Source organism: Streptomyces luteoverticillatus, assembly GCF_003970715.1.
Lineage (GTDB): Bacteria > Actinomycetota > Actinomycetes > Streptomycetales > Streptomycetaceae > Streptomyces > Streptomyces abikoensis.
The window spans coordinates 5,091,523-5,111,751 of the sequence record NZ_CP034587.1; the positions used below are offsets into that span (position 1 = coordinate 5,091,523).

Below are 20,229 nucleotides of genomic sequence, written 5' to 3' on the forward strand. Positions count from 1 at the left end.
GGGGGACACACAGCATGGCACGCACCCACGCGGCCGTCGCGACGACGGCCCCGGACCGGCGCACCACCGCCTGCGCGGTCGCGGGCGTCGCGGCAGGCGTCGTGCTCGCCGTCGTCTGGTCGGCGCGGCTCGTCGACGGACTGGGAGTCGACGCGGCCGACGGCCTCCTGGGCCGGGACTCCCTGAAGGACGACATCCCCGGCAGCGGGGCGGGCGTCGTCTTCGCCTTCGTCGTGGGCCTGGCGGGCACGTTCACCGCCTGCAACGTGGCGGCGTTCGGCGCCCTCGCCCCCATGGCCGGCACCGGCGACACCGGAGGCACCCTCGGCGGCCGTCTCGCCGCCGCCCTGCGCCCGCTGGCCTGGGTCACCGCCGCGGCGGTCACGGTGGCGGCCGTATATGGCGGGATCTGCGCCGCGATCGGCCCGGACGTGCCCCAGCTGTCCACGGCCACCGGCGGTGGCGGCATACCGCCGCGCGCCCTCCAGGCCCTGATCGTCTTCACGGTGATCGGCCTGGCCATGGTCTGGCTGGGCTTCTCCGCCCTGGGCCTAACCCCCGACCCCCTAGCCGGCCGCACCCGCAACCCCGAACGCCTACGTCTCCTGCTGATCGGTGCCCTCATAGGCGGCTTCGTCATCGGCCGCCCCTACCCCCTCTTCCGCAAGACGTTCGCCTACGCCGCCGACACCCACAACGCCCTCTACGGCGCACTGCTGTTCGCCCTGATCGCGCTCGGCAACATGGTGGTAGTAGCCGTCCTCTTCCTGGCCCTGGCCCTGACCGCCCACGGCCGCGTCCCCCACTGGCTCAACGCCACCCCCACCCGCGCCACCCGCGTCACGGGCACGGCCCTGCTGCTGTTCGGCACCTTCACCGTCGTCTACTGGGGCATCCGCCTGCCGGCGCGCTACGACTGGTGGTGGTTCCCGGTGATGCCCTGGAACGGGAGCTGAAGCCGTCCCGGCACGGGTGACAGCGGAATCCCCAAGCGCCACACGGGCGGGAGGCCCGTGAATCGCTGCCACGCGGATCAGGGGTGCGTGATACTGCCCGCCATGGACGACACCACAGCAGACGCCGGGATCGCGACGCCGACTCCGGAGTGGGCGGCGGCGATCCGGCAGGCCCGTGACGAGACCGGCTACCGGGGGCCGGACGTCCCGCCCACGGTCGGAGGAATCCGCGCGCGGCTGCGCGGGGAGCGCCACGACGAGTTCGACGCCGAGTTGGCGGATGTACCGGACGGCGCCCTGTTCGAGGCCTTCCTGTACCACTGGTGGACGCAGGCCCTGGCCGACAACGCCGACGGCGAGGAGGCCCGCCAGGCCGCCATCGTCTTCGCCGACCTCGCCACCGCGCTGCACGCGGAGGCGACGCAAGGCGCCCGCCTGAACCAGCCGTGCTGACCCTCGACCCCGCTCACGCGGCGTTCAGCACGCTGCGCCCGTCGTGGATGCGCACGTGGGGCGCGTCGTCACTGAGCGCGTCGAGCAGGCGGACCGCGTAGGCCTCCGTCATCGTGGCGGTCACCTGCTCGGGAGTCAGCCACGACACGGCAGCGGACTCGTCGGAAGCACACTCGGAGCCACCGATCGGCCGGCAGCGGAAGACCAGGGCGACGATGCCCCGGGACATGTTCTTGTAGACGCCCGTGAGGCGCTCCACGCTGACCTCTATGCCGGTTTCCTCCAGCACCTCCCGGCACGCGCCGGCCTCCGGGGACTCCTGGATCTCCAGCACTCCACCAGGAAGCTCCCAGTTCCCGTTGTCGGCCCGCTGGATGGCGAGGACGCGGCCGTCGTCGCGCACCACTGCTCCTGCCACCGAAACCGAGTGGAGGGGGGTGGACCTGGGAGACTGGGCCGCTGTACTCATGCGATTGAGCATAGGAGGACGGTCGGGCACATGGGGAACGAGGCGTCGCGGGACTCCGGCAAGCCCCGCTATCTGCAGATCGCCGACGATCTGGCCGAACAGATCCGTACGGGGATCCTGCTGCCGGGCACGCAAGTACCCAGCGAGTCCGAGGTGATGGAACGCTATGGCGTTTCCCAGGGAACGGTCCGCAAAGCAGTCGCCGAACTGCGGACAGCCGGGCTTGTGGAAACCCACCATGGACGTGGTTCGTATGTGACGGCGGCGCGCCCTGTCCACAGGAAGTCCTCGGACCGTTTTCGCCGGTCCCACCGCAGAAGCGGGAAGGCCGCCTACCTGGCGGAGGCCGAGCAGGCGGGCCAGAAGCCGAACGTTCAGGTGCTTTACGTCGGGCCGACCGAGGCTCCGGCCGGGATCGCCGATCGCATGGGCGTGCCCGCGGGCGAGAAGGTACTGGCCCGGCGTCGACGCTATTTCAGCGACGGCGCGCCTACAGAGGAAGCCACCTCGTATCTACCGTGGGACGTGGCCGAAGCCATCCCGGAACTGTCGCACGAGAATCCGGGCCGAGGCGGCATCTACGCTCGCCTTGAGGAACACGGCCACACTCTTCGCGAGTACGTCGAGACCGTACGGGCGCGCCTCGCCGCCAAGCATGAGGCGTCGGCCCTGCACCTCAGCCCCGGCTCGCCCGTCATTCACCTCGTGCGCGACGCGGTGACAGTCGACGGCCGGGTCGTCGAGGTCTGCGACACGGTCATGGCGGCGGACCGTTTCGTCCTCGAGTACCGGATCCCAGCGCACGACTGACCGCATGGCAGCGGCTGAGCTGGATTGTCACACGTTCGGCTGACCGCCTTGACTCATGTACAGGAGCTGCGCCACTCTCGACTCAACAACTCATATACATGAGTACATGAGTTGCCCTCCCTCGTTCACGATCAGGAGGCTCGATGAATGATCCTGCCGGTGGCCACGTCCCGGGATCGGTCCCACAGCAAGCAGATCAAGAGATCGGTCACCAGCCCTGCGCGCAATGCAGAACGATCAAGGCGACGCGTTACGAAGCTGTCCGACGAGGGGATACGCGGAGGGCCCAGGCCATGACCACGGTCATGGGGCGACACCTGCGGGTGGCACACCCGTGACAGCGGTCCCGAGCTCGCACGAGTGGAGTCCGACGTACGTCAACTGCCCTCATCCCGAGACGGAATGCGTCACAGGCATTGGCGCGAAGACGTGTGGGAGATGTGGGACACAGCGTGTCACCGATTACCGCACCCTCGCTCACGCTTTGGAGCTGCCCGAGCGGGTGGCGCTGTGCGCGTCGACGACGTCCGGCATGGGCCATGTAAGGGGCGCCGTACCGGTCCGTCGCAGCGCACTCCTCCGCAAGCTGCGCGAGACCAACCGCCGGAGCCGCAGAGGCAGGCCGTAGGCGGCGCCTGACGAAGTGGTCAGAGGAGAAACTCCAGCACGCTCAGCCCACCCCCCACCTCCGCCACCCCACCCAGCCGCAGCCCTGCCCGTTCCCCGAGCTCTCGGAAGTCGGCCGCGTCGCGCTCGCGGCCGCCGTAGACCAGGAGCATGAGGAGGTCCAGTTCCAGCAGGCCGGGGTCCCCGTCGCGAACGTGCTCGACGAGCAGGACGCGGCCGCGCGGGGGTAGGGCCTCCGCGCACCGGCGCAGGATCGCCACCGCGTGCTCGTCCGCCCAGTCGTGGATCACGTTCACCAGCAGGATCACATCCGCGCCGCGCGGCAAGGCGTCGAAAAAGCTGCCTGGTGTGAAGGCGCAGCGGCGTCCCTCCGCCGTGGCGCCCCAGGAGGTGCGGGCCGCCGTTACGGCCGGGGCGCGGTCCAGGAGGGTGCCCCGCAAGTGGGGGTGGGTGCGGAGGAGTTCGGCCAGGACGGTGCCCGTGCCGCCGCCGACATCGAGGACGTGGTGGGCCGACGGCCAGTCGTAGGCGGTCGCGACGGCCGGGGCGAGTGCGGTGGCGCGCGTCGCCATCGCCGCGTCGAACGACGCCGTCAGGGCGGGGTCCGACGCCAGGTCCTCCCAGACCGGGCGCCCGTAGACCCGCTCGTACACCGGCAAGCCGGTGCGCAGCGCCTCCAGGATGTGGACGCAGGCCCGGTCGCCGCGCCCGATGGCGCCGTCCAGGTCGAGCCAGGGGCGGAGGCTCATGGGGCGGTGGTCGGATTCGAGGAGACGGGAGAGGGTGGTCGGGGCGAAGACGCCCGGGGTGGGTTCGGTGAAGACGCCTCGGGCCGTGAGCAGCCGTAGGACCCGGTGCAGGGCGTCCGGTACGACCCCCGTGCGGCGGGCCAGCTCGGCGACCCCGAGTTCGCCGTCGGCGAGGAGATCGGGGACGCCCAGGGTCGCCACGGCCCGTAGGGCCCATGGGGTCATCGTGTCCTTCAGCGAGAGGAGCCGCGCGAAGTCGTCGTTCATGGACGAGGTCATGGCCGCAGCGCGTACAGGGCGTTGAACGGGCTCGCCGTCGGGATCCGCTCCACGGGTCCGAAGCCCGCCGTGTCCGCGAGCCGGTGGAGTTCCGCCGGTGGCAGGCCGAGGGTGCCCAGGCCGGGGGCGCCGTCGGCGAGGGCCGTGGGCAGGCAGTAGAGGGTGCTGGTGGCGTAGAGGACGGTGGCCTGCGGGCCGGTGTTGTCGGCCGGGTCGTCCGCCGACAGCGACTCCAGGACGAGCAGGACGCCGTGCTCCGGGTCGAGTGCTTCCCGTACCGTCCGCAGCAACTCCTCCGGCTCCGCCGCGTCGTGCAGCACGTCGAACATCGTGACCAGCGTCAGCGGCCCCGCGCCCGCCAGTGCCCTCGTCGCTTCCGTCGTCTCGATCGTCACCCTGTCCTCGACCCCCGCCGCGCTCGCCGCCTCGCGGGCCCTCCGCGCGTTCGGTTCATGGAGGTCGTAGCCCACGAAGCGGCTGCTTCCGAACCGCCTCGCCAGTCGGATCAGCGCCAGGCCGCCGCCGCAGCCGATGTCCACCACCCTCCCGCCCTTCTCCAGCGCGGGCGCCAGCCCGGGGACGGACGGGATCCACCGGTCGGTGAGCTCACTCTCCAGCCAGGTCGCGCTCATCCGTTCCATCGCGGCGAAGAGCCGATCCGGATACGAGGAACGGTCCACGCCCTTGCCCGTGCGGAAGTCCTCCGCCACGTCCTCCACCGCGGCGGCCAGCGGCGGCAGCAGCTCGAAGCCGGGGGCGAGGTGGACGGGCGAGTCCTCGAAGGCCAGGACGGCGGCGTGTGCCGGGGGCAGGGCGAAGCGGTCGTCGGCGCGGTCGTGCTCCACGTAGCCGGCGGCGGCCAGGCCGCGCAGCCACTCCAGCAGATGGCGCTCCGACAGGCCGGTACGGTCGGCGAGTTCGGCAGCCGCACAAGGGCCGCCCGTGCCCAGTGCCGTGAACAGCCCCAGCCGGACGCCCAGCGCGACCAGCACCCCGGACATGGCCGCGCCGAGGTCGTCCACGACTCGGCCCAGGAAGTCCTGGACGGCCAGAGGGTCCAGCCCCTCCGGTATGCCGAGAGGCTGTCCGCCGCCCATCGACCAGCCGTGCGGGCCCGCCGGCGGTCCCTGCGGGAGGAACAGCGCGCGGGCCCGGTCCGCCGCCCCCGTCCAGTAGCCGGTGAGGATCCGGCGTTCCGTGAGTGGGTCGGCGATGTCGAGGTTCTCCCAGCCGAAGTGGCAGACCTGGAGCAGCGAGGAGGTCAGGCCCGCCGGCTCGATCCACAGGCGGCCGCCCAGCGCCGCCGTCCACGCGGGCCGGCGCAGCTCGAACTCCAGGTAGGGGAGGTAGGAGGGGAACTCCTGGGCGGCGTCCACCATCCGCGTCACCCGCATCCGGACGGTGCCGCTGGCGTCCCCCATGATCAGGCCGAGTTCGCCGCCGGGTTCGAGGGCGCCGGTGGAGCGCTGGAGCCAGTGCTGGACGCCCGCCGGGGAGGTGAGCTCCTGCCAGGCCCGGTAAGCGGGTACGGGCAGGGGGATCTGGACGTACGGGCCGACCCGGCGCCACGGCCAGCGCCAGGTGGTGCCGGTCCGCAGATGGGCCGCGAGCTGGTCGAGGATGCCGGGCCAGCCCATGCCGTTCCAGGAGCGCCAGTCGGAGGGCGGGTTGTCGGCCTCCTCGACGACGGTGACCACGCAACCCCCGGTGTCCCCAGGGGCGATGGTCCAGGTCACCGCCGTGGCCGGGCCCACGCCCACCCAGCGCCACAGCAGCCGCAGCGAGCCCGCCCGGTGCCCGCGCGGCGGGACGGCGCTCAGGGTGCGGCACCAGAAGAATTCGCCGTCCTCGAAGTCCAGCGTCGACTCCCGCCCGGCGACCGCCCACGGCCCCCGGCAGACCGCCAGCCAGCGCGCCACCCGGTCCGGTTCGGTGAGCGCGGCCCACACCGCCTCCGGCGGCTCGGGCACGGTGACGGTGCTGACCAGCCGTTCCCACCGGTCCTGGGCGACGGGACGGGCGCTGCCGGCCAGGGGCGGGAAGGCGGCGGACTCGCGGGCGAGACCGCGCGGGCGGGGGTCGTGGGGCGTCATGGGCACCTTCCTCGAAAGAAGCGCTCGCGCGACTACTTGCCGAACTCCTTGTACTCGGACCCGAAGCGCTCCCAGGGCAGGTAGCCGCCCATGGTGAAGCGCAGACTGGTGACGTACGCGACCGGTGAGTCGTCCATGCGCTCGACGTCGTGCAGCGGCAGCATCCGGTAGATCTGGCCCTTGCCGGGCGAGCCGGCGGGCGGGATCTGGCGGACGTCGTCGATCGTCAGGATGATCGGTTCCTTGTTGGCCAGCCGCAGGCCCAGTTTGGGCATGTCGAAGATGGCGCCGACGGCCATGCGGCACGCCTTGGCGGCCGGTCCCTCACCCGCGTACGGGTCGAAGGGGGTGCGGATCTGGCCGGTCGACAGGCAGTCCGGGTTGAGGGTGACCGTGATGTGGCCGAGTTCCTCGCAGGAGCCCTCCATCTTCATCTCGATGAGGTTGGTGTACACCTCGGCCTTCGACCACTCCTCGGACGTCGGCTGCGAGCGCACCACGCGGACGAAGCCGTCGAAGGGCACCGTGTACTCGCCGACGCCGGGAACGGCGAAGGTGTCGACGGAGGTGATGCCGAGGTTGTCGATGCCGGGAACCGGCGGGGTCCAGGGTTTCACGCTGGTGCCGGAGTACAGGTTGCGCACACCGTCCGTGGTGACCGGGCGGCCATAGACCACGGACGGCCGCTGCGTCGGAGCGGACATCTCTCCCCTTTCAGGGCGGTGGTTCAGGGCGGTGGATTGCGGAAGCGCGCCGCGGCGCGTCAGGGCAGGGGCTGCCGTACGGTCCAGTCGCAGCAGGTCAGGCCGGGCTCGTCGGGGACGCCGTCCTGGTCGGAGTCGATCTCGCCGTCGACGGTGGAGTACACGTCGCGGGAGTTGAGGTCGATGACGCCGTCGCCGTCCCAGTCGTTCAGCTTGCCCTTGAACGTGCCGAGGATGAAGGCGTTGGTCATCGGGCCGACCTCGGGGTCGTGGAGCGTGGACAGCACGCCGTTGCCCGGGGTGAGGACCTCCTCCAGCGGCCTGCCCGCGATCCGGGCGAGGTTGACGTGCCCCCAGCCCTGGAAGCGGCCGCGGACGTAGCGGATCGCGTACTCGTCGTGGACCCGGAAGCGGGGCTCCAGGTGCCAGGTGCCGTAGCGGGCGAAGCCGATGTTCGCCTGGCGCACGCCCTGGGACGGGTCGTCGGCGCGGCCGGACTTGAAGAACGGCCGGGGCACCAGCGACTCGAAGAAGAAGTTGCCGCGGTCGCGGCGGCTGCGGTCGGTGAAGCCGCGGAAGAGGTAGTTGTCGACGTGCGGGGAGCCGTCCGTGTGCAGCCCGGAGATGGTCTTGGCGATGACGAGCTGCTTCTCGCGGGTGGCGACGTTGGGGCAGGCGTGGGCCTGGCCGTAGATCCGCGCGAGGCCCTGGGGCGCCAGGGAGATCTTGCCCCAGTGCTGGTTGGAGTCGTCCAGCCGGACGTACAGATCGCAGTGGATCAGCAGGAAGATCGTCTCGTCGAAGGTGCGGCCCGGTGTGGAGCGGCCCTCGCGGCCGTCGAAGGCCGGGTCGCCGGTCTGGAGTTCGCTGATGAACAGCCGCGACCACTCGGCGATCTCGGGGTCGGCGTCCTTGAGGAAGGACTGGAGCGTCGCCACGGCCCGCGCGCCGCCCAGCTTCTCCACGGCCCACAGCGCGTCCCAGCGCACCTGGCGGTCGGTGTCGTCGCGGACGGCCTGGGCCAGCAGGTCGATGGCGTCCGCGTGGTCGCGGTCCGCGTACTCGAACAGGGCCTGCTCGCGCATCGCCGGGTCGGGGTGGTTCAGGGCCTGCTCGCGCAGCTCGTCGTTGCCGCGGTTGTCCAGCCGGATCGCCACGCGGTCCAGCGCGTAGCCGAAGTCGCTGGCCCAGGCGGCCGGGTCGCCGGCGACGAAGCGGGGGTCGACGTTGCTGAGCGTCGTGCGGTAGGCGAAGTTGAGCGCGTCGCGCTGCTCGGAGCCGAGGTCCTCCAGCAGGACCGGGTCCTCGGGGGCCGCCTCGGCCCAGGAGCCGGGGTCGCCCTCGGCCAGCGCGGCCGGGGACTTGTTGCACAAGTCGATAGCCATGTGTGAGCTTCCTTCCGACAGAGCCGGTCGGAACCGGCAGAGGGAGAACTCGCTATCGGTAAGTTATGCGACCCCGGGCCGCTTGCCTTCTCTCAAGTTGGGCTGTTGCCCCGCCCGTCGGCCTCCTCCGGCGGGAACGTCGCGTCCTCGCCCGGCCCCGTCAGGACGACCGCGCCGGCTGCCCGCGCCCCCGCCGGCCACCGCAACAGCCGCAGCAGGGCGGCCATGCCGGGCGCGAGCGGCACCGGCGCCATGCCCATCCGGCGGGCCTGCCCCACGGCGCCCATCTCGTGCGCCCGGCCCGCACCGCTCCACAGCGACCACTCGGCCACCACCGTCGCACAGCGCGGCAGCGCCGCGGCCCGGCGCAGCGCCTCCCGCCGCAGCAGCTCGTTGGCCAGCCCGTAGCCCCCCAGCTGCCGGTGCGCGACCCGCGCGGTGACCGAGCCGAAGACGACCAGGTGCCGCAGCGCGCCGGGGTCGAGGGTGTCGAGCACGGTGCCCAGCCCGTCCGCCTTGGGGGCGGCGAGCGCGTCCAGGTCCCGGGCCCGGGCGCCGGCGACCGGGCCGCCGGCGACGACGCCCGCACAGTGGACGACGGCCCGGACGGGCAGCGGCACCCGGCCGAGGACCCGGGCGACCGCCCGGTGGTCGGTGACGTCGGCGGTGAGCACGTCGGCGCCGGGCGGGGCGTCGCACAGCCGGCACAGCAGCGCGGCCGCGCGGGGCGGCAACTCCCCGGGGGCGGTGGTGTCGAGGAGGACGGGACGGTAGCCGCGGACCGCCGACAGCACGGCGGCCGCCCGCAGCCCCAGGCCCCCAGCCCGCCGGTGATCAGCGCGGCGCCGCCCGGCCGGGCCGGGCCGCCCGGCGGCACCGGCGGCTCGGGCAGCGTCACGGCCCGCCAGCCGGTACGGGTGACCGTGCCGTCCCCGGCCACCCGCAGCTCGGCGCCCGGGGCGGCGCCCCGGGCGAGGCGGGCGATCCGGGCGGGGAGGCCGGGACCGGCGTCCCGTACGGGCAGTTCGAGGACGGCGACCCGCAGCCCCGGCGACTCCAGCGCCGCCGAGCGCAGCAGGCTCCCGCCCCCGGCGCCCCGGTGGAGCAGCACCAGCCGCCGCCCGCCGGACGCGCCGGCGCGGGCGATCCCCTCCAGCAGCACGGCGCTGTCCCCGGACCGGTGCGCGGTGCCGAGAACGACGGCCACGGCGGGCTCGGCGTCCCGGCGGGAGGCGTGCCGCAGGGCCACGGCGAGCGGGTCCCGGGGGTCGCCGGCCACGTCCCAGCGGAAGGCGGCGGGGCCGCCCGCCCGGGGCGGGTCCACCGCGATCGTCACCGGCCGGAACGCTCGTACGGCAGCGCCGCTCATGATGACTCCGGTCGGATCAGTAGGTATTGAGCGCGGTGAGCAGGGTCGGGATGGCCTCGCCCTGGAAGTCGACGTCCACGTCGAACTCGTTGATCATTCCCTCGAGCACCAGCAGCGACATCAGCGGGAAGACGAAGGCCGGGGCCGCCGCGATGCCCGAGCGCCGCTGGAGGTCGAACAGGCGGGTGGCGAAGGGCGCCAGCCGGAACTGCCCGGCCGTCCGCCCGGCCGACTCCGCCACCAGCTCCTCGATCCCGGACCGGAAGCCGGCCAGATCGCACCCCGGCGGGATGCGCTCGGCGCTGCGCAGCACCACGTCGGCGCACTCCGGGCCCCGCCCCAGGGACATGTTCATGAAGAACTCCGCGAACAGCCGGCGCACCGGGGGCTCCAGCTGGACGACGAAGCCCGCGTCCAGCAGCACCACCACGCCGTCGGGGTTGAGGTACAGGTTCCCCGGGTGCATGTCGCAGTGCACGAGACCGTCGATGAACAGCATCCGGTACACGCCCTGGAGGACGTTCCGGACGATCCTCCGGCGCTGCTCGCGGTCGAGCCGGCCGGCCTGGAAGCGGTCGAGCGGCTCGATCAGGTCCATCACCAGCGCGTCCGGGCCGGACGCCTCCGGGATCGGCGCGGGCAGCCGGAAGTACGGCAGCCGGGAGAGGTTGGCGCGCAGCGCCGCCAGCGAGCGCGCCTCCCGTTCCAGGTCGAGCTGGCCGAGGACCGCGCCCCCGACCTCCTCCACGATCCGCCGCGCGGGCACCTCGCGCAGCGGCGGCAGCCGCTCCATCAGCCGGGCCCCGGCCCGCAGCAGCGCGAAGTCCGTGTGCATCCGGTGCTGGATGCCCGGTCTGCGGACCTTCACGGCCACGCCGCGCCCGTCGGCCAGCTCGGCGCGGTAGACGCAGGCGATGCTGCCGCTGGCGGCGGGCGTCCAGTCGAAGGAGGCGAACGGCCAGGCCCGGCGGGAGCCGTAGGTCCGGCCGAGGGACTCCGCCGTCTGCGCGCGGGTCATCGGCGGCACCCGGTCGTGCAGCCGGCCCAGCGACCGGCAGATCCTGGGCGGCAGCAGGTCGTGCCGGGTGCTGAGCAGCTGCCCGCCCTTGACGAACGTGGGCCCGAGCCCCGACAGCAGCCGCGCCGCCCTGCCGCCGATCACCTCCGGCAGCCCGCCCGGCCCCGCGCGCACCGCGTCGAGGGTGCCCGCGGCGGCGTGCCGGGCGGTGACGACGGCGACGGTCGCGAGCCGGCCGGCGAGCGCCGCGTGGCTGACCTCCATGGCCTCCCGGCCTCCTCCCGGCGTTCGGGCGAGTGGCTGAACGTACCTGGAGACGCGCTGAGTTGGAGCGTTGACAGCGAACAGAGGCTACATAATATGGGAGCGATCCCTCCGGCGGTAGCACGGTACCGGCGAACGGCCCGGTATCGGCGGCGAGAGGAGGACGAGGTGTCGGACGCGGTACGGGTCACCGCCCGCCTCCCCGCACCACCGGCACGCGTGTGGCCGGCGCTGACCGAACCGGCCCGGGTGGCCCGATGGTTCGGCGATCTCGCGGGCCCCCTGACCGTGGGCGAGGACAACCGCCTCGGCTTCGACGACGGCGACTTCTTCACCCTGCGGCCCACCGCCCTCGTCCCCGGCCGCACGGTCGAGTTCGACTGGCGCTTCCTGGGCGTGGGCAAGCGGCAGCGCGTCGTCTGGACCCTGGAGCCGGCCGGCCCCGGCGCCGCCCTGCTCACCGTCGCCGACCACGACGACAGCCGCACCCCCGCCGAGGCGGCCCAGCTCCACGAGGGCTGGACGGACTTCCTCGACCGCCTCGCCCGCCACCTGAGCACCGGCCGCGACGCCCGCTACGCCCTGCGCGACGACATCGACGGCGCGATCGACCTCCCGGCCGGCCCCTACCGGCCCCTGGCCCACCCCACCCTGCTGGACTGGCTCCCCGTCGCCGAGGACGGCTTCCGTCCGGCATGGTTCTTCGTCATCGACGACGAGGGACCACGAAGGTTCGCGCTGCGGGAATGGGAGCTGCGCGAGGACGAGAAGCTGACGTTCACCGTCGCGATCCCGGAGACCGCCGGGACCCCGGCCGCCAGGGTGACACTGGCCCCCGTCGGAGCGGGCCTGCGGCTGTCCTTCGCCCACCGCGGCTGGACGGCCCTCGGCCTCCCGGACGGCCGCGCCCAGGAGCTGCGCCGCCGCTTCACCGCCACCTGGGTCGCCTCCCTGGCGAGCGCCCGCGACCGGGCCCGCGCCGCCGCCGGGCCGGGCTGACCGTGCGCGCCGCCGCCGCGCCCCCGGCGTCCGCCCCCGCCGTCCGCCCGTCGCCCTCGGCGGAGCAACTCGCCTCGGTCGAACGGGCGATCCGCCGGATGCGCGACCACCTGGGCGAGACCCAGTGCCTGACCGACCACGCCGAGGCCGGCCTGTTCAGCCCCTTCCACTTCCACCGCGTCTTCCGCAGCGTCACGGCCGTCACCCCGGCGCGCTTCCTGGCCGCGCTGCGGATGGCGGAGGCCCAGCGGATGATGATCCGGGGCAGCCCCAGGGTGACGGACGTGTGCACGGCCGTCGGCTACGCCAGCCTCGGCACGTTCACCACCCAGTTCACCCGCCTCGTCGGGATGTCCCCGAGCCGCTTCAAGGCGCTCGTCGACCGCCACGGCGACCGGGGGATCGGCGAGGTCGTGGATGCCTGCGGGCTGACCGGGCCCGCCGGCCCCGTCGGGCCCACCGATCCCACCGGCCCCGGCCGCGCGGCCGTGATCACCGGCCGGGCCGCCGGCGCGGCCCCCGCCGACGCCGTGCTCTTCACGGGTCTCTTCCCGCACGGCGTCCCCCAGGACCTCCCCGTGGCCTGCGCGGTGACCCCCGCCACGGCCACCGTCCGGCTGCGCCCGCCCGCCGACGCGGAGCACTACGTCCTGGCCGTCTGCTTCGACCGCGCCACCCGCGTGGCCGACGCCCTCGACGACCCGGCGGGCGCCCGCCGCTCGGTCGCGACCACCCACGCCCCCACCCACGGCTCCTTCCGCCTCCGCCTGCGCGCCCCCGCCCCGAGCGACCCGCCCATCGTCCTGGCCCTCCCCCTGCTCCTCGCCCGGGACGCGACGGACCGGACGACGGACCGGGTCCCCACCCCGCTCACGGCGCTCGCGGCGGAACCCGGCTGAACTCCCCGTGGCCGCGCGGCGAGCCCCCGTCGACCAACGGGAGTCGTGGCGTCCGGGCCCTTCCACGGGCTCCGCCGGGCCTCCATGATGTGTGCGCCGGAAGGTCATCCGCCGCGTCGCCCGGAGGGAGACGGCACCCATGGCACGGCACCCTCGCACCCGTTCGATCCGCACCCGTTTAAGACGATCCTGTTCAAGACGATCCCTGGTGACGGCCGTGGTCACGGCGCTCTGCGCGGCGGCCGTCCCCCTGGTCGCCGCCTCCCCGAGCACCGCCGTCGACGGCTCCGCCAGGACCACGGACTGGACCAGGACCTGGGGCACGGCCATGGGCACCGCCGGGCCCGCCTCCCGCACCGGGGTGGCCGGGCGGCAGACGCTCCGCATGGTCGTCCACACCAGCATCGCCGGGTCCGCCGCGCGGATCCAGCTCGTGAACACCTTCAGCCGTGAACCCGTCACCATCGGGCACGCCACCCTCGCCCACCGGGACCGGGGAGCCGGCGCGGCCGCCGCGCCCGTGACCCTCACCTTCGGCGGGGGCTCGCGGGGCACCGTCATCGGGCCGGGCGGGAGCGTCCTCAGTGACCCCGCCGCCTTCCGCGTCAGGGCCGACGAGAACCTCCTGGTCAGCGTGTATCTGCCGGAGCCCGTTCGCACCGCGCCCTTCCACGCCTACACCCTGACGACCTCCTACGCGTCCGCCCCCGGCGACGCGACGGACCGCGCCGGGGACACCGCGGGCGGCGACTTCCCCACCCGCTTCCCCTTCTGGGCGTTCCTCGGCGGCGTCGACGTCCGCCCGACGCGCGGCGGCGGAACGGTGGTCCTCCTCGGGGACTCGCAGACCGACGGCGGGCACACCACCCCCGACACCGACCGCCGCCTGCCCGACGACTACGCGCGCGCCCTCCAGGCCAGGACCCGGCCCATGGGCGTCGTCAACGCCGGGATCTCCGCCAACCACCTGCTGCGTGGCACCGAGCCCGCCGAATCGGGACAGAGCGCGCTGCTCCGCTTCGACCGCGACGTCCTCGGCCAGCCGAACGCGCGGTCCGTCGTCCTCTTCGAGGGCGTCAACGACATCATCTTCGCCGACGCGGGCAGCGCCGAACTCGTGGCCGGCATAAGGCGGCTCGCCACCCGCGCCCACGCCGCCGGGCTGACCTTCGCCGCCGCCACCATCCCGCCCTTCCGGGGCTACGAGAACGCGTACACCCCCGCCAGGGAACGCGTGCGGCAGCAGGTCAACGCCTACCTCCGCGCCACCCGCGACATCGACTCCGTCGTGGACTTCGACGAGGCCTCACGCGACCCCCTGGACCCCACCCGGCTCTTCGCCGCCTACTACAACCGGGGCGGCGACCGCCTCCACTTCGGCGACAACGGCAGCCAGGCCCTCTCCGACGCCCTGCTCCCCGCGCCCGTGCCCGCGCGGGTCCCGATCGACCACACCCAGACCACGGCCGCGGACGTCACCGGCGACGGCATCCCCGACGTCCTCGCCGCCGACCGGGAGGACGACCTGTACCTCTGGCCGGGCAACACCGACGTCGACGACGCCCGGCACGGCGACGGCACCTTCGCCGCCCGGCCCCGACGGCTCACCGGGGGCTGGGAGTTCACCCAGACCGTCGCCGCCGACTTCACGGGCGACGGGAACGCCGACCTGATCGCCAAGGACGACTCCGACACCCTCCACCTCTGGACCGGCAACGGGGACGGCACGTTCAGCCGCCCCCGCACCCTCACCGACGGCTGGCACTTCACCCAGACCACGGCCGGTGACGTCACCGGCGACGGCATCCCCGACCTCGTCGCCGCCGACACCGGCGGGACGCTCCGCGTCTGGCCCGGCGAGGGGAACGGCACATTCGGCCGCCCCCGGAAGCTCATGGGCGGCTGGCACGCCACCCGGACCCGCGCCGGGGACTTCACCGGCGACGGGCGGACCGACCTCCTCGCCGTCGACGAGCACGGCGCGCTCCTGCTCTGGGCCGGCAAGGGCGACGGCACCTTCGCCCGCCCCCGCAGGATCGCCGACGGCCGCCGCCTCTCGGAGATCACCCCGCTGGCCCTCCGCACCGGCGGCATCGCCCACCTCATGGCCCGCGACGACGCGACGGGCGTCCTGAGCGAGTGGCGCAACACCGGCGACGGCAGGCTCAGCCGGCCGCTCCGGCTCACCGGAGGCTGGTGACGGGGCTCGGTCGTCCCTGGATCAGTCGTCCTGTCCCGTGGCGTGCCGCATGTTCTCCTGGGCCTGCCGGATCCGCTCCGGCGTCCAGTGCTTCTCGACCTCCGCCGGGTTCGCGGTGGAGTCGTGCACCACGGCCGTCTCGGGGCGGGACGGCGGCCCCGGGGCCGCCTCCCGGTCGCCGGGCCACAGGGCGGCCGTGACGGCCAGACCGAGCGCCACCGCGCCCGCGGCCAGGAGCGCCGCCTTCGCCTTCCGGGACACCATCGGGATCACCAGCTTCCTGTGCGGTGCGTTCCTGCTGCCAAGGTAGCGACAGGTCCCGGCCGTACACCCAGTTCCGGCCAATGCTGTCCGAACCCCTCCTTCCCCTCCGCCCGGCTGCTCTACTCGCACGCGTCTTCGCACATCGAGCACGTGACGCAAAAAGAGCACGTGACGCGAAAAAGGGGGAACGGGGTGAACAAGCGATTCATGGCGGCCGCCGCCGGAGCGCTGGCACTCGGACTGAGCGTCCCGGTGGGAGCCGCCCAGGCCGACGAGACCGCGAAGCCGATGGACGCGAACACGGCCGCCACCGCTGTACAGCACAGTTCGACGGGGGACCCCTCGCAGGCTCCGGCACGCGTGGCGGCCCACTGGACGCCCGAACGGATCAGAGCGGCCCGGCCGGTGGCCGCGCCCGCACCGGGCGGACGCGCGGCGGCACCGCAGACGCACAGCCTCCCCGCCCGCACGGGCCAGGGATCGGCGCCGGTGGCGGGCGTCGCCAAGGAAGCCAAGGAAGCCGCGGACGCGGCGGACGCGGCGAGAACGCTCGCCGACGTCTCCCGCTCCGAGGTGTGGACCGCCCACGGCAGCATGCCGGCCACCACCGTCGGCAAGCTCTACTTCGACACGCCCAAGGGCCCGAGCGAGTGCACCGCCTCGGTGATCAACTCGCCCAACAAGAGCCTCATATGGACCGCCGGGCACTGCGCCAGCGACGGCAACGGCCACTGGTACAGCAACTTCCGGTTCGTCCCGGACTACCACAACGGCCGGCAGCCGCTCGGCGCGTGGACGTGGAAGTCGGCGACCACCCCGAAGGGCTACCTCAACGGCGGGAACAAGGACTACGACCTCGCCGTGCTCACCCTGTGGCCGCAGAACGGCCGCAAGGTGGCCGACGTGACCGGCTCCCAGGGGTACAAGTTCAACTCCGGCTACACCTGGCACGCGTACGAGTTCGGCTACCCCTACGACACCCACCCGGCCCGCTCCGGCATCACCGGCCAGGACCTGCGCTACTGCGTGGGCACGACCTGGCGCCCGGGCACCTGGCCGTTCCAGCCCGGCCAGGAGGCCATCCACTGCGACCAGGGCCACGGCGCCAGTGGCGGCCCCTGGCTGGACGACCTCCAGCTCTCGCGCGGCTGGGGCTATCTGATCGGCAACGTCAGCTACCACGGCAGTGAGAGCTCCGACGAGGAGCGCAGCCCGTACCTGGGCGACGCGGCCGTGAAGGCCTACGACGCGGAGAAGAACCGCTAGCGAAGCACGCCGCCCCCGGCCCGGCGGCTGCCGGCCCGGGGGCGGTCGTGTGCGTCCGAAAGCGCCTCAGCGGGCGATCAGCACTCGATGACGTTGACCGCGAGGCCGCCGCGCGCCGTCTCCTTGTACTTGACCTTCATGTCGGCGCCCGTCTCCTTCATAGTCTTGATGACCTTGTCGAGGGAGACGTGGTGGCGGCCGTCGCCGCGCAGCGCCATCCGGGCGGCGGTGACGGCCTTGGCCGCGGCCATGCCGTTGCGCTCGATGCACGGGATCTGGACCAGGCCGCCGACCGGGTCGCAGGTCAGGCCCAGGTTGTGCTCCATGCCGATCTCGGCGGCGTTCTCGACCTGCTCCGGGGTGCCGCCCAGGACCTCGGCGAGGCCGCCGGAGGCCATGGAGCAGGCGGAGCCGACCTCGCCCTGGCAGCCGACCTCGGCGCCGGAGATCGAGGCGTTCTCCTTGAAGAGCATGCCGATGGCGCCGGCGGCGAGGAGGAAGCGGACGATGCCGTCCTCGTCCGCGCCGGGCACGAAGTTCATGTAGTAGTGGAGAACCGCCGGGATGATGCCCGCGGCGCCGTTGGTCGGGGCGGTGACGACCCGGCCGCCGGCCGCGTTCTCCTCGTTCACGGCCATCGCGTAGACCGTGATCCACTCCATGGCGCGGGCCTGGGCGTCGCCCTCGGCGCGCAGCTGGCGGGCGGTGCTGGCGGCGCGGCGGCGGACCTTCAGGCCGCCGGGGAGGATGCCCTCGCGGGACATGCCGCGCGTGACGCACGCCTGCATGACGCGCCAGATCTCCAGGAGGCCCTCGCGGATCTCCTCCTCCGTGCGCCAGGCCTTCTCGTTCTCCATCATCATCGCGGAGATCGACAGGCCCGATTCGCGGGACATCCGCAGCAGCTCGTCGCCGGTGCGGAAGGGGTACTTCAGCACGGTGTCGTCGAGGACGATCCGGTCGGCGCCGACGGCGTCCTCGTCGACGACGAAGCCGCCGCCGACCGAGTAGTAGGTCTTCTCCAGCAGCGGGGCGCCGGCCTCGTCGTAGGCGAAGAGGGTCATGCCGTTGGCGTGGTACGGCAGGGCGCGGCGGCGGTGGAGGATCAGCTGGGTCGACTCGTCGAAGTCGATCTCGTGGGCGGAGCCGATCTCGGCGCCGAGGAGCTTGAGGCGCTTGGTGGTGCGGATGCGCTCGACCTCGTCGTCGGCGATCTCGACGTCGACGCTGCGGGGGGAGTGGCCCTCCAGGCCGAGCAGGACGGCCTTGGGGGTGCCATGGCCGTGGCCGGTGGCGCCGAGGGAGCCGTAGAGCTCCGCCCGTACCGAGGTGGTCTGGGCCAGCAGACCGTCCTTCTTCAGGCGCCCCACGAACATCCGGGCGGCGCGCATCGGGCCGACCGTGTGGGAGCTGGACGGGCCTATGCCGATCGAGAAGAGATCGAATACGGAGATGGCCACGGTGGCAGCTCCTCTGTGAGTCGGGGGGTGGTACGGGGTGGAACAGGGTGTGACGGGGTGGTGCGGCAGAAAGCGGAATGCCGCGTTCACCTATCAGTGTGCGGGATGCGGGCCGCTTCCCGCGGTGGCGGAGCTCACTCCGCGGCGGGGCCCGGGTCACGGTGCGGGGCACCGGGCCGCTCCTCAAGCGTGCCCGGTGCCCCGTACCGGCCGGTTAATCCCGCGCTTCGGTGTTACTTCAGCCCGGGGTACAGCGGGTGCTTGTCCGCCAGCGCCGTGACGCGGCCGCGCAGGGCCGCCGCGTCGAAGCCCGGCTTGAGGGCCTCGGCGATGATGTCCGCGACCTCGCGGAAGTCCTCGGCCGTAAAGCCGCGGGTGGCCAGGGCCGGGGTGCCGATCCGCAGGCCCGAGGTGACCATCGGGGGGCGCGGGTCGTTCGGGATGGCGTTGCGGTTGACCGTGATGCCCACCTCGTGGAGGCGGTCCTCGGCCTGCTGGCCGTCCAGCTCGCTGTTGCGCAGGTCCACCAGGACCAGGTGGACGTCCGTGCCGCCGGAGAGGACGGAGACGCCCACCTCCTTGACGTCGTCCTGCATCAGGCGCTCGGCGAGGATCTTCGAGCCCTCCAGCGTGCGCTGCTGGCGCTCCTTGAACTCCTCCGTGGCCGCGACCTTGAAGGAGACGGCCTTGGCCGCGATCACGTGCTCCAGCGGGCCACCCTGCTGACCGGGGAAGACCGCGGAGTTGATCTTCTTGGCGAGCTCGGCCGTGGAGAGGATCACGCCACCGCGCGGACCGCCCAGGGTCTTGTGGGTGGTGGTGGTGACCACGTGGGCGTGCGGCACCGGGGAGGGGTGGAGACCGGCGGCGACCAGGCCCGCGAAGTGGGCCATGTCGACCATCAGGTACGCGCCGACCTCGTCCGCGATCCGGCGGAAGGCCGCGAAGTCCAGCTGGCGCGGGTAGGCGGACCAGCCGGCGACGATCAGCTTGGGGCGGTGCTCCTTGGCAAGGCGCTCGACCTCCTCCATGTCCACCAGGTTGGTCTGCTCGTCGACGTGGTAGGCCACCACGTTGTAGAGCTTCCCGGAGAAGTTGATCTTCATCCCGTGGGTCAGGTGGCCACCGTGGGCCAGGTTCAGGCCCAGGATGGTGTCGCCCGGGTTGAGCAGGGCGAACATCGCCGCGGCGTTCGCCTGCGCGCCGGAGTGCGGCTGCACGTTGGCGTGCTCGGCGCCGAAGAGCGCCTTGATCCGGTCGATGGCGATCTGCTCGACGACGTCGACGTGCTCGCAGCCGCCGTAGTAGCGGCGGCCCGGGTAGCCCTCGGCGTACTTGTTGGTCAGGACCGAGCCCTGGGCCTCCATGACCGCGACCGGAGCGAAGTTCTCCGAGGCGATCATCTCGAGGGTGGACTGCTGGCGGTGGAGTTCGGCGTCGACAGCGGCGGCGACGTCGGGGTCGAGCTCATGGAGGGAGCTGTTGAGAAGCGACATGAGTTCTTCCTGCGCGGGAGGGAGCGGGCGGGGTCAGCCGGCGAAGTCGGTGTACTCGTCGGCCGACAGCAGGTCGGCCGGCTCGTCCGTGATCTTCACCTTGAACAGCCAGCCGCCCTCGAAGGGGGCGGAATTCACCAGCGCGGGGTCGTCCACGACGTCCTGGTTGGCCGCGACGACCTCGCCCGTGACGGGGGAGTAGAGGTCGCTGACCGACTTGGTCGACTCCAGCTCACCACAGGTCTCGCCCGCGGTGACGCTGTCGCCGACCGCCGGGAGCTGTGCGTAGACGACGTCACCGAGGGCGTTGGCGGCGAACTCGGTGATCCCGACCGTCGCCACACCGTCGGCGTCGGCGGCTGACAGCCACTCGTGCTCCTTGGAGTAACGCAGCTGCTGGGGGTTGCTCATGGCTAGATTCTCCTGTACGCGCGTGGGTGCTTGTGCAAGGGGTCTTGACAGATGAGAT

At 72.9% G+C, this 20,229-nt stretch carries 19 protein-coding genes; 8 read left to right on the forward strand and 11 right to left on the reverse strand.

All coding sequences use genetic code 11. The features are described from left to right. Positions 1 to 14 precede the first annotated feature (14 nt). Both EKH77_RS22830 and EKH77_RS22835 read left to right on the forward strand, forming a co-directional pair. Positions 15 to 956, forward strand: coding sequence for a hypothetical protein (locus EKH77_RS22830; protein ID WP_126916187.1), 942 nt, complete (start codon positions 15 to 17; stop codon positions 954 to 956). 102 nt (positions 957 to 1,058) lie between these two features. Further along, positions 1,059 to 1,409, forward strand: a complete 351-nt coding sequence (locus EKH77_RS22835; protein WP_126916188.1) for a hypothetical protein — start codon at positions 1,059 to 1,061, stop codon at positions 1,407 to 1,409. Positions 1,410 to 1,422: 13 nt separating this feature from the next. Here EKH77_RS22835 and EKH77_RS22840 read toward each other — a convergent pair whose 3' ends face one another. Then, positions 1,423 to 1,890: an NUDIX hydrolase gene (locus tag EKH77_RS22840; protein ID WP_126916189.1), complete on the reverse strand. Its 468-nt coding sequence runs from the start codon at positions 1,888 to 1,890 to the stop codon at positions 1,423 to 1,425. Positions 1,891 to 1,908: 18 nt separating this feature from the next. Between EKH77_RS22840 and EKH77_RS22845 the strand changes: the two genes are divergently transcribed. Further along, entirely contained in the window at positions 1,909 to 2,688 is a 780-nt protein-coding gene (locus EKH77_RS22845; RefSeq protein WP_126916190.1) for a GntR family transcriptional regulator, read from the forward strand. Between the two features lie 226 nt (positions 2,689 to 2,914). Next, positions 2,915 to 3,316 (forward strand): DUF6255 family natural product biosynthesis protein, encoded by a 402-nt coding sequence (locus EKH77_RS34800; RefSeq protein WP_430981003.1) that lies wholly within the window; start codon positions 2,915 to 2,917, stop codon positions 3,314 to 3,316. Positions 3,317 to 3,335: 19 nt separating this feature from the next. Here EKH77_RS34800 and EKH77_RS22850 read toward each other — a convergent pair whose 3' ends face one another. From EKH77_RS22850 to EKH77_RS22875, 6 genes are all read right to left on the reverse strand, one after another. Then, positions 3,336 to 4,331 (reverse strand): methyltransferase, encoded by a 996-nt coding sequence (locus EKH77_RS22850; protein WP_206279904.1) that lies wholly within the window; start codon positions 4,329 to 4,331, stop codon positions 3,336 to 3,338. 8 nt (positions 4,332 to 4,339) lie between these two features. Then, on the reverse strand, positions 4,340 to 6,436 hold the full coding sequence (locus EKH77_RS22855; RefSeq protein ID WP_126916192.1) for a methyltransferase domain-containing protein: 2,097 nt from the start codon (positions 6,434 to 6,436) through the stop codon (positions 4,340 to 4,342). Between the two features lie 32 nt (positions 6,437 to 6,468). Then, positions 6,469 to 7,140 carry a DUF6073 family protein gene (locus tag EKH77_RS22860; protein WP_126916193.1) on the reverse strand — a complete coding sequence of 224 codons (672 nt, stop codon included), beginning with the start codon at positions 7,138 to 7,140 and terminating at the stop codon, positions 6,469 to 6,471. A 59-nt stretch (positions 7,141 to 7,199) separates the two neighbouring features. Beyond that, on the reverse strand, positions 7,200 to 8,525 hold the full coding sequence (locus EKH77_RS22865; RefSeq protein ID WP_126916194.1) for a HEAT repeat domain-containing protein: 1,326 nt from the start codon (positions 8,523 to 8,525) through the stop codon (positions 7,200 to 7,202). A gap of 92 nt (positions 8,526 to 8,617) precedes the next feature. After that, positions 8,618 to 9,811 carry a KR domain-containing protein gene (locus EKH77_RS34585; protein ID WP_126916195.1) on the reverse strand — a complete coding sequence of 398 codons (1,194 nt, stop codon included), beginning with the start codon at positions 9,809 to 9,811 and terminating at the stop codon, positions 8,618 to 8,620. A 99-nt stretch (positions 9,812 to 9,910) separates the two neighbouring features. Then, entirely contained in the window at positions 9,911 to 11,176 is a 1,266-nt protein-coding gene (locus EKH77_RS22875) for an ABC1 kinase family protein (protein ID WP_126916196.1), read from the reverse strand. A 168-nt stretch (positions 11,177 to 11,344) separates the two neighbouring features. On the opposite strand from EKH77_RS22875, the gene EKH77_RS22880 reads away from it, so the two are divergent. The 3 genes from EKH77_RS22880 (at position 11,345) to EKH77_RS22890 (ending at position 15,274) form a co-directional block, all read left to right on the forward strand. Next, a complete protein-coding gene (locus EKH77_RS22880; RefSeq protein WP_164737847.1) occupies positions 11,345 to 12,175 on the forward strand; it encodes an SRPBCC family protein in 831 nt (276 codons plus the stop codon). Positions 12,176 to 12,177: 2 nt separating this feature from the next. Then, positions 12,178 to 13,074, forward strand: a complete 897-nt coding sequence (locus EKH77_RS34410) for a helix-turn-helix transcriptional regulator (protein WP_164737848.1) — start codon at positions 12,178 to 12,180, stop codon at positions 13,072 to 13,074. A gap of 208 nt (positions 13,075 to 13,282) precedes the next feature. Beyond that, positions 13,283 to 15,274 carry an FG-GAP-like repeat-containing protein gene (locus EKH77_RS22890; RefSeq protein ID WP_126916198.1) on the forward strand — a complete coding sequence of 664 codons (1,992 nt, stop codon included), beginning with the start codon at positions 13,283 to 13,285 and terminating at the stop codon, positions 15,272 to 15,274. 21 nt (positions 15,275 to 15,295) lie between these two features. Here EKH77_RS22890 and EKH77_RS22895 read toward each other — a convergent pair whose 3' ends face one another. After that, positions 15,296 to 15,538, reverse strand: coding sequence for a hypothetical protein (locus tag EKH77_RS22895; RefSeq protein ID WP_126916199.1), 243 nt, complete (start codon positions 15,536 to 15,538; stop codon positions 15,296 to 15,298). 192 nt (positions 15,539 to 15,730) lie between these two features. Here EKH77_RS22895 and EKH77_RS22900 point away from each other — a divergent pair, with 192 nt between their 5' ends. Next, positions 15,731 to 16,804 carry a trypsin-like serine peptidase gene (locus EKH77_RS22900; protein WP_126916200.1) on the forward strand — a complete coding sequence of 358 codons (1,074 nt, stop codon included), beginning with the start codon at positions 15,731 to 15,733 and terminating at the stop codon, positions 16,802 to 16,804. Between the two features lie 77 nt (positions 16,805 to 16,881). Here the strand turns inward: EKH77_RS22900 and EKH77_RS22905 are convergent, their stop codons facing one another. From EKH77_RS22905 to gcvH, 3 genes are all read right to left on the reverse strand, one after another. Next, the gene (locus EKH77_RS22905) at positions 16,882 to 18,264 is read right to left on the reverse strand and encodes an L-serine ammonia-lyase (RefSeq protein ID WP_126916201.1); all 1,383 of its coding nucleotides are present in this window, start codon (positions 18,262 to 18,264) and stop codon (positions 16,882 to 16,884) included. Positions 18,265 to 18,497: 233 nt separating this feature from the next. After that, the gene (glyA, locus tag EKH77_RS22910; protein WP_126916202.1) at positions 18,498 to 19,760 is read right to left on the reverse strand and encodes a serine hydroxymethyltransferase; all 1,263 of its coding nucleotides are present in this window, start codon (positions 19,758 to 19,760) and stop codon (positions 18,498 to 18,500) included. A gap of 33 nt (positions 19,761 to 19,793) precedes the next feature. Continuing rightward, on the reverse strand, positions 19,794 to 20,171 hold the full coding sequence (gcvH, locus tag EKH77_RS22915) for a glycine cleavage system protein GcvH (protein WP_126916203.1): 378 nt from the start codon (positions 20,169 to 20,171) through the stop codon (positions 19,794 to 19,796). Between the last annotated feature and the right edge of the window lie 58 nt (positions 20,172 to 20,229).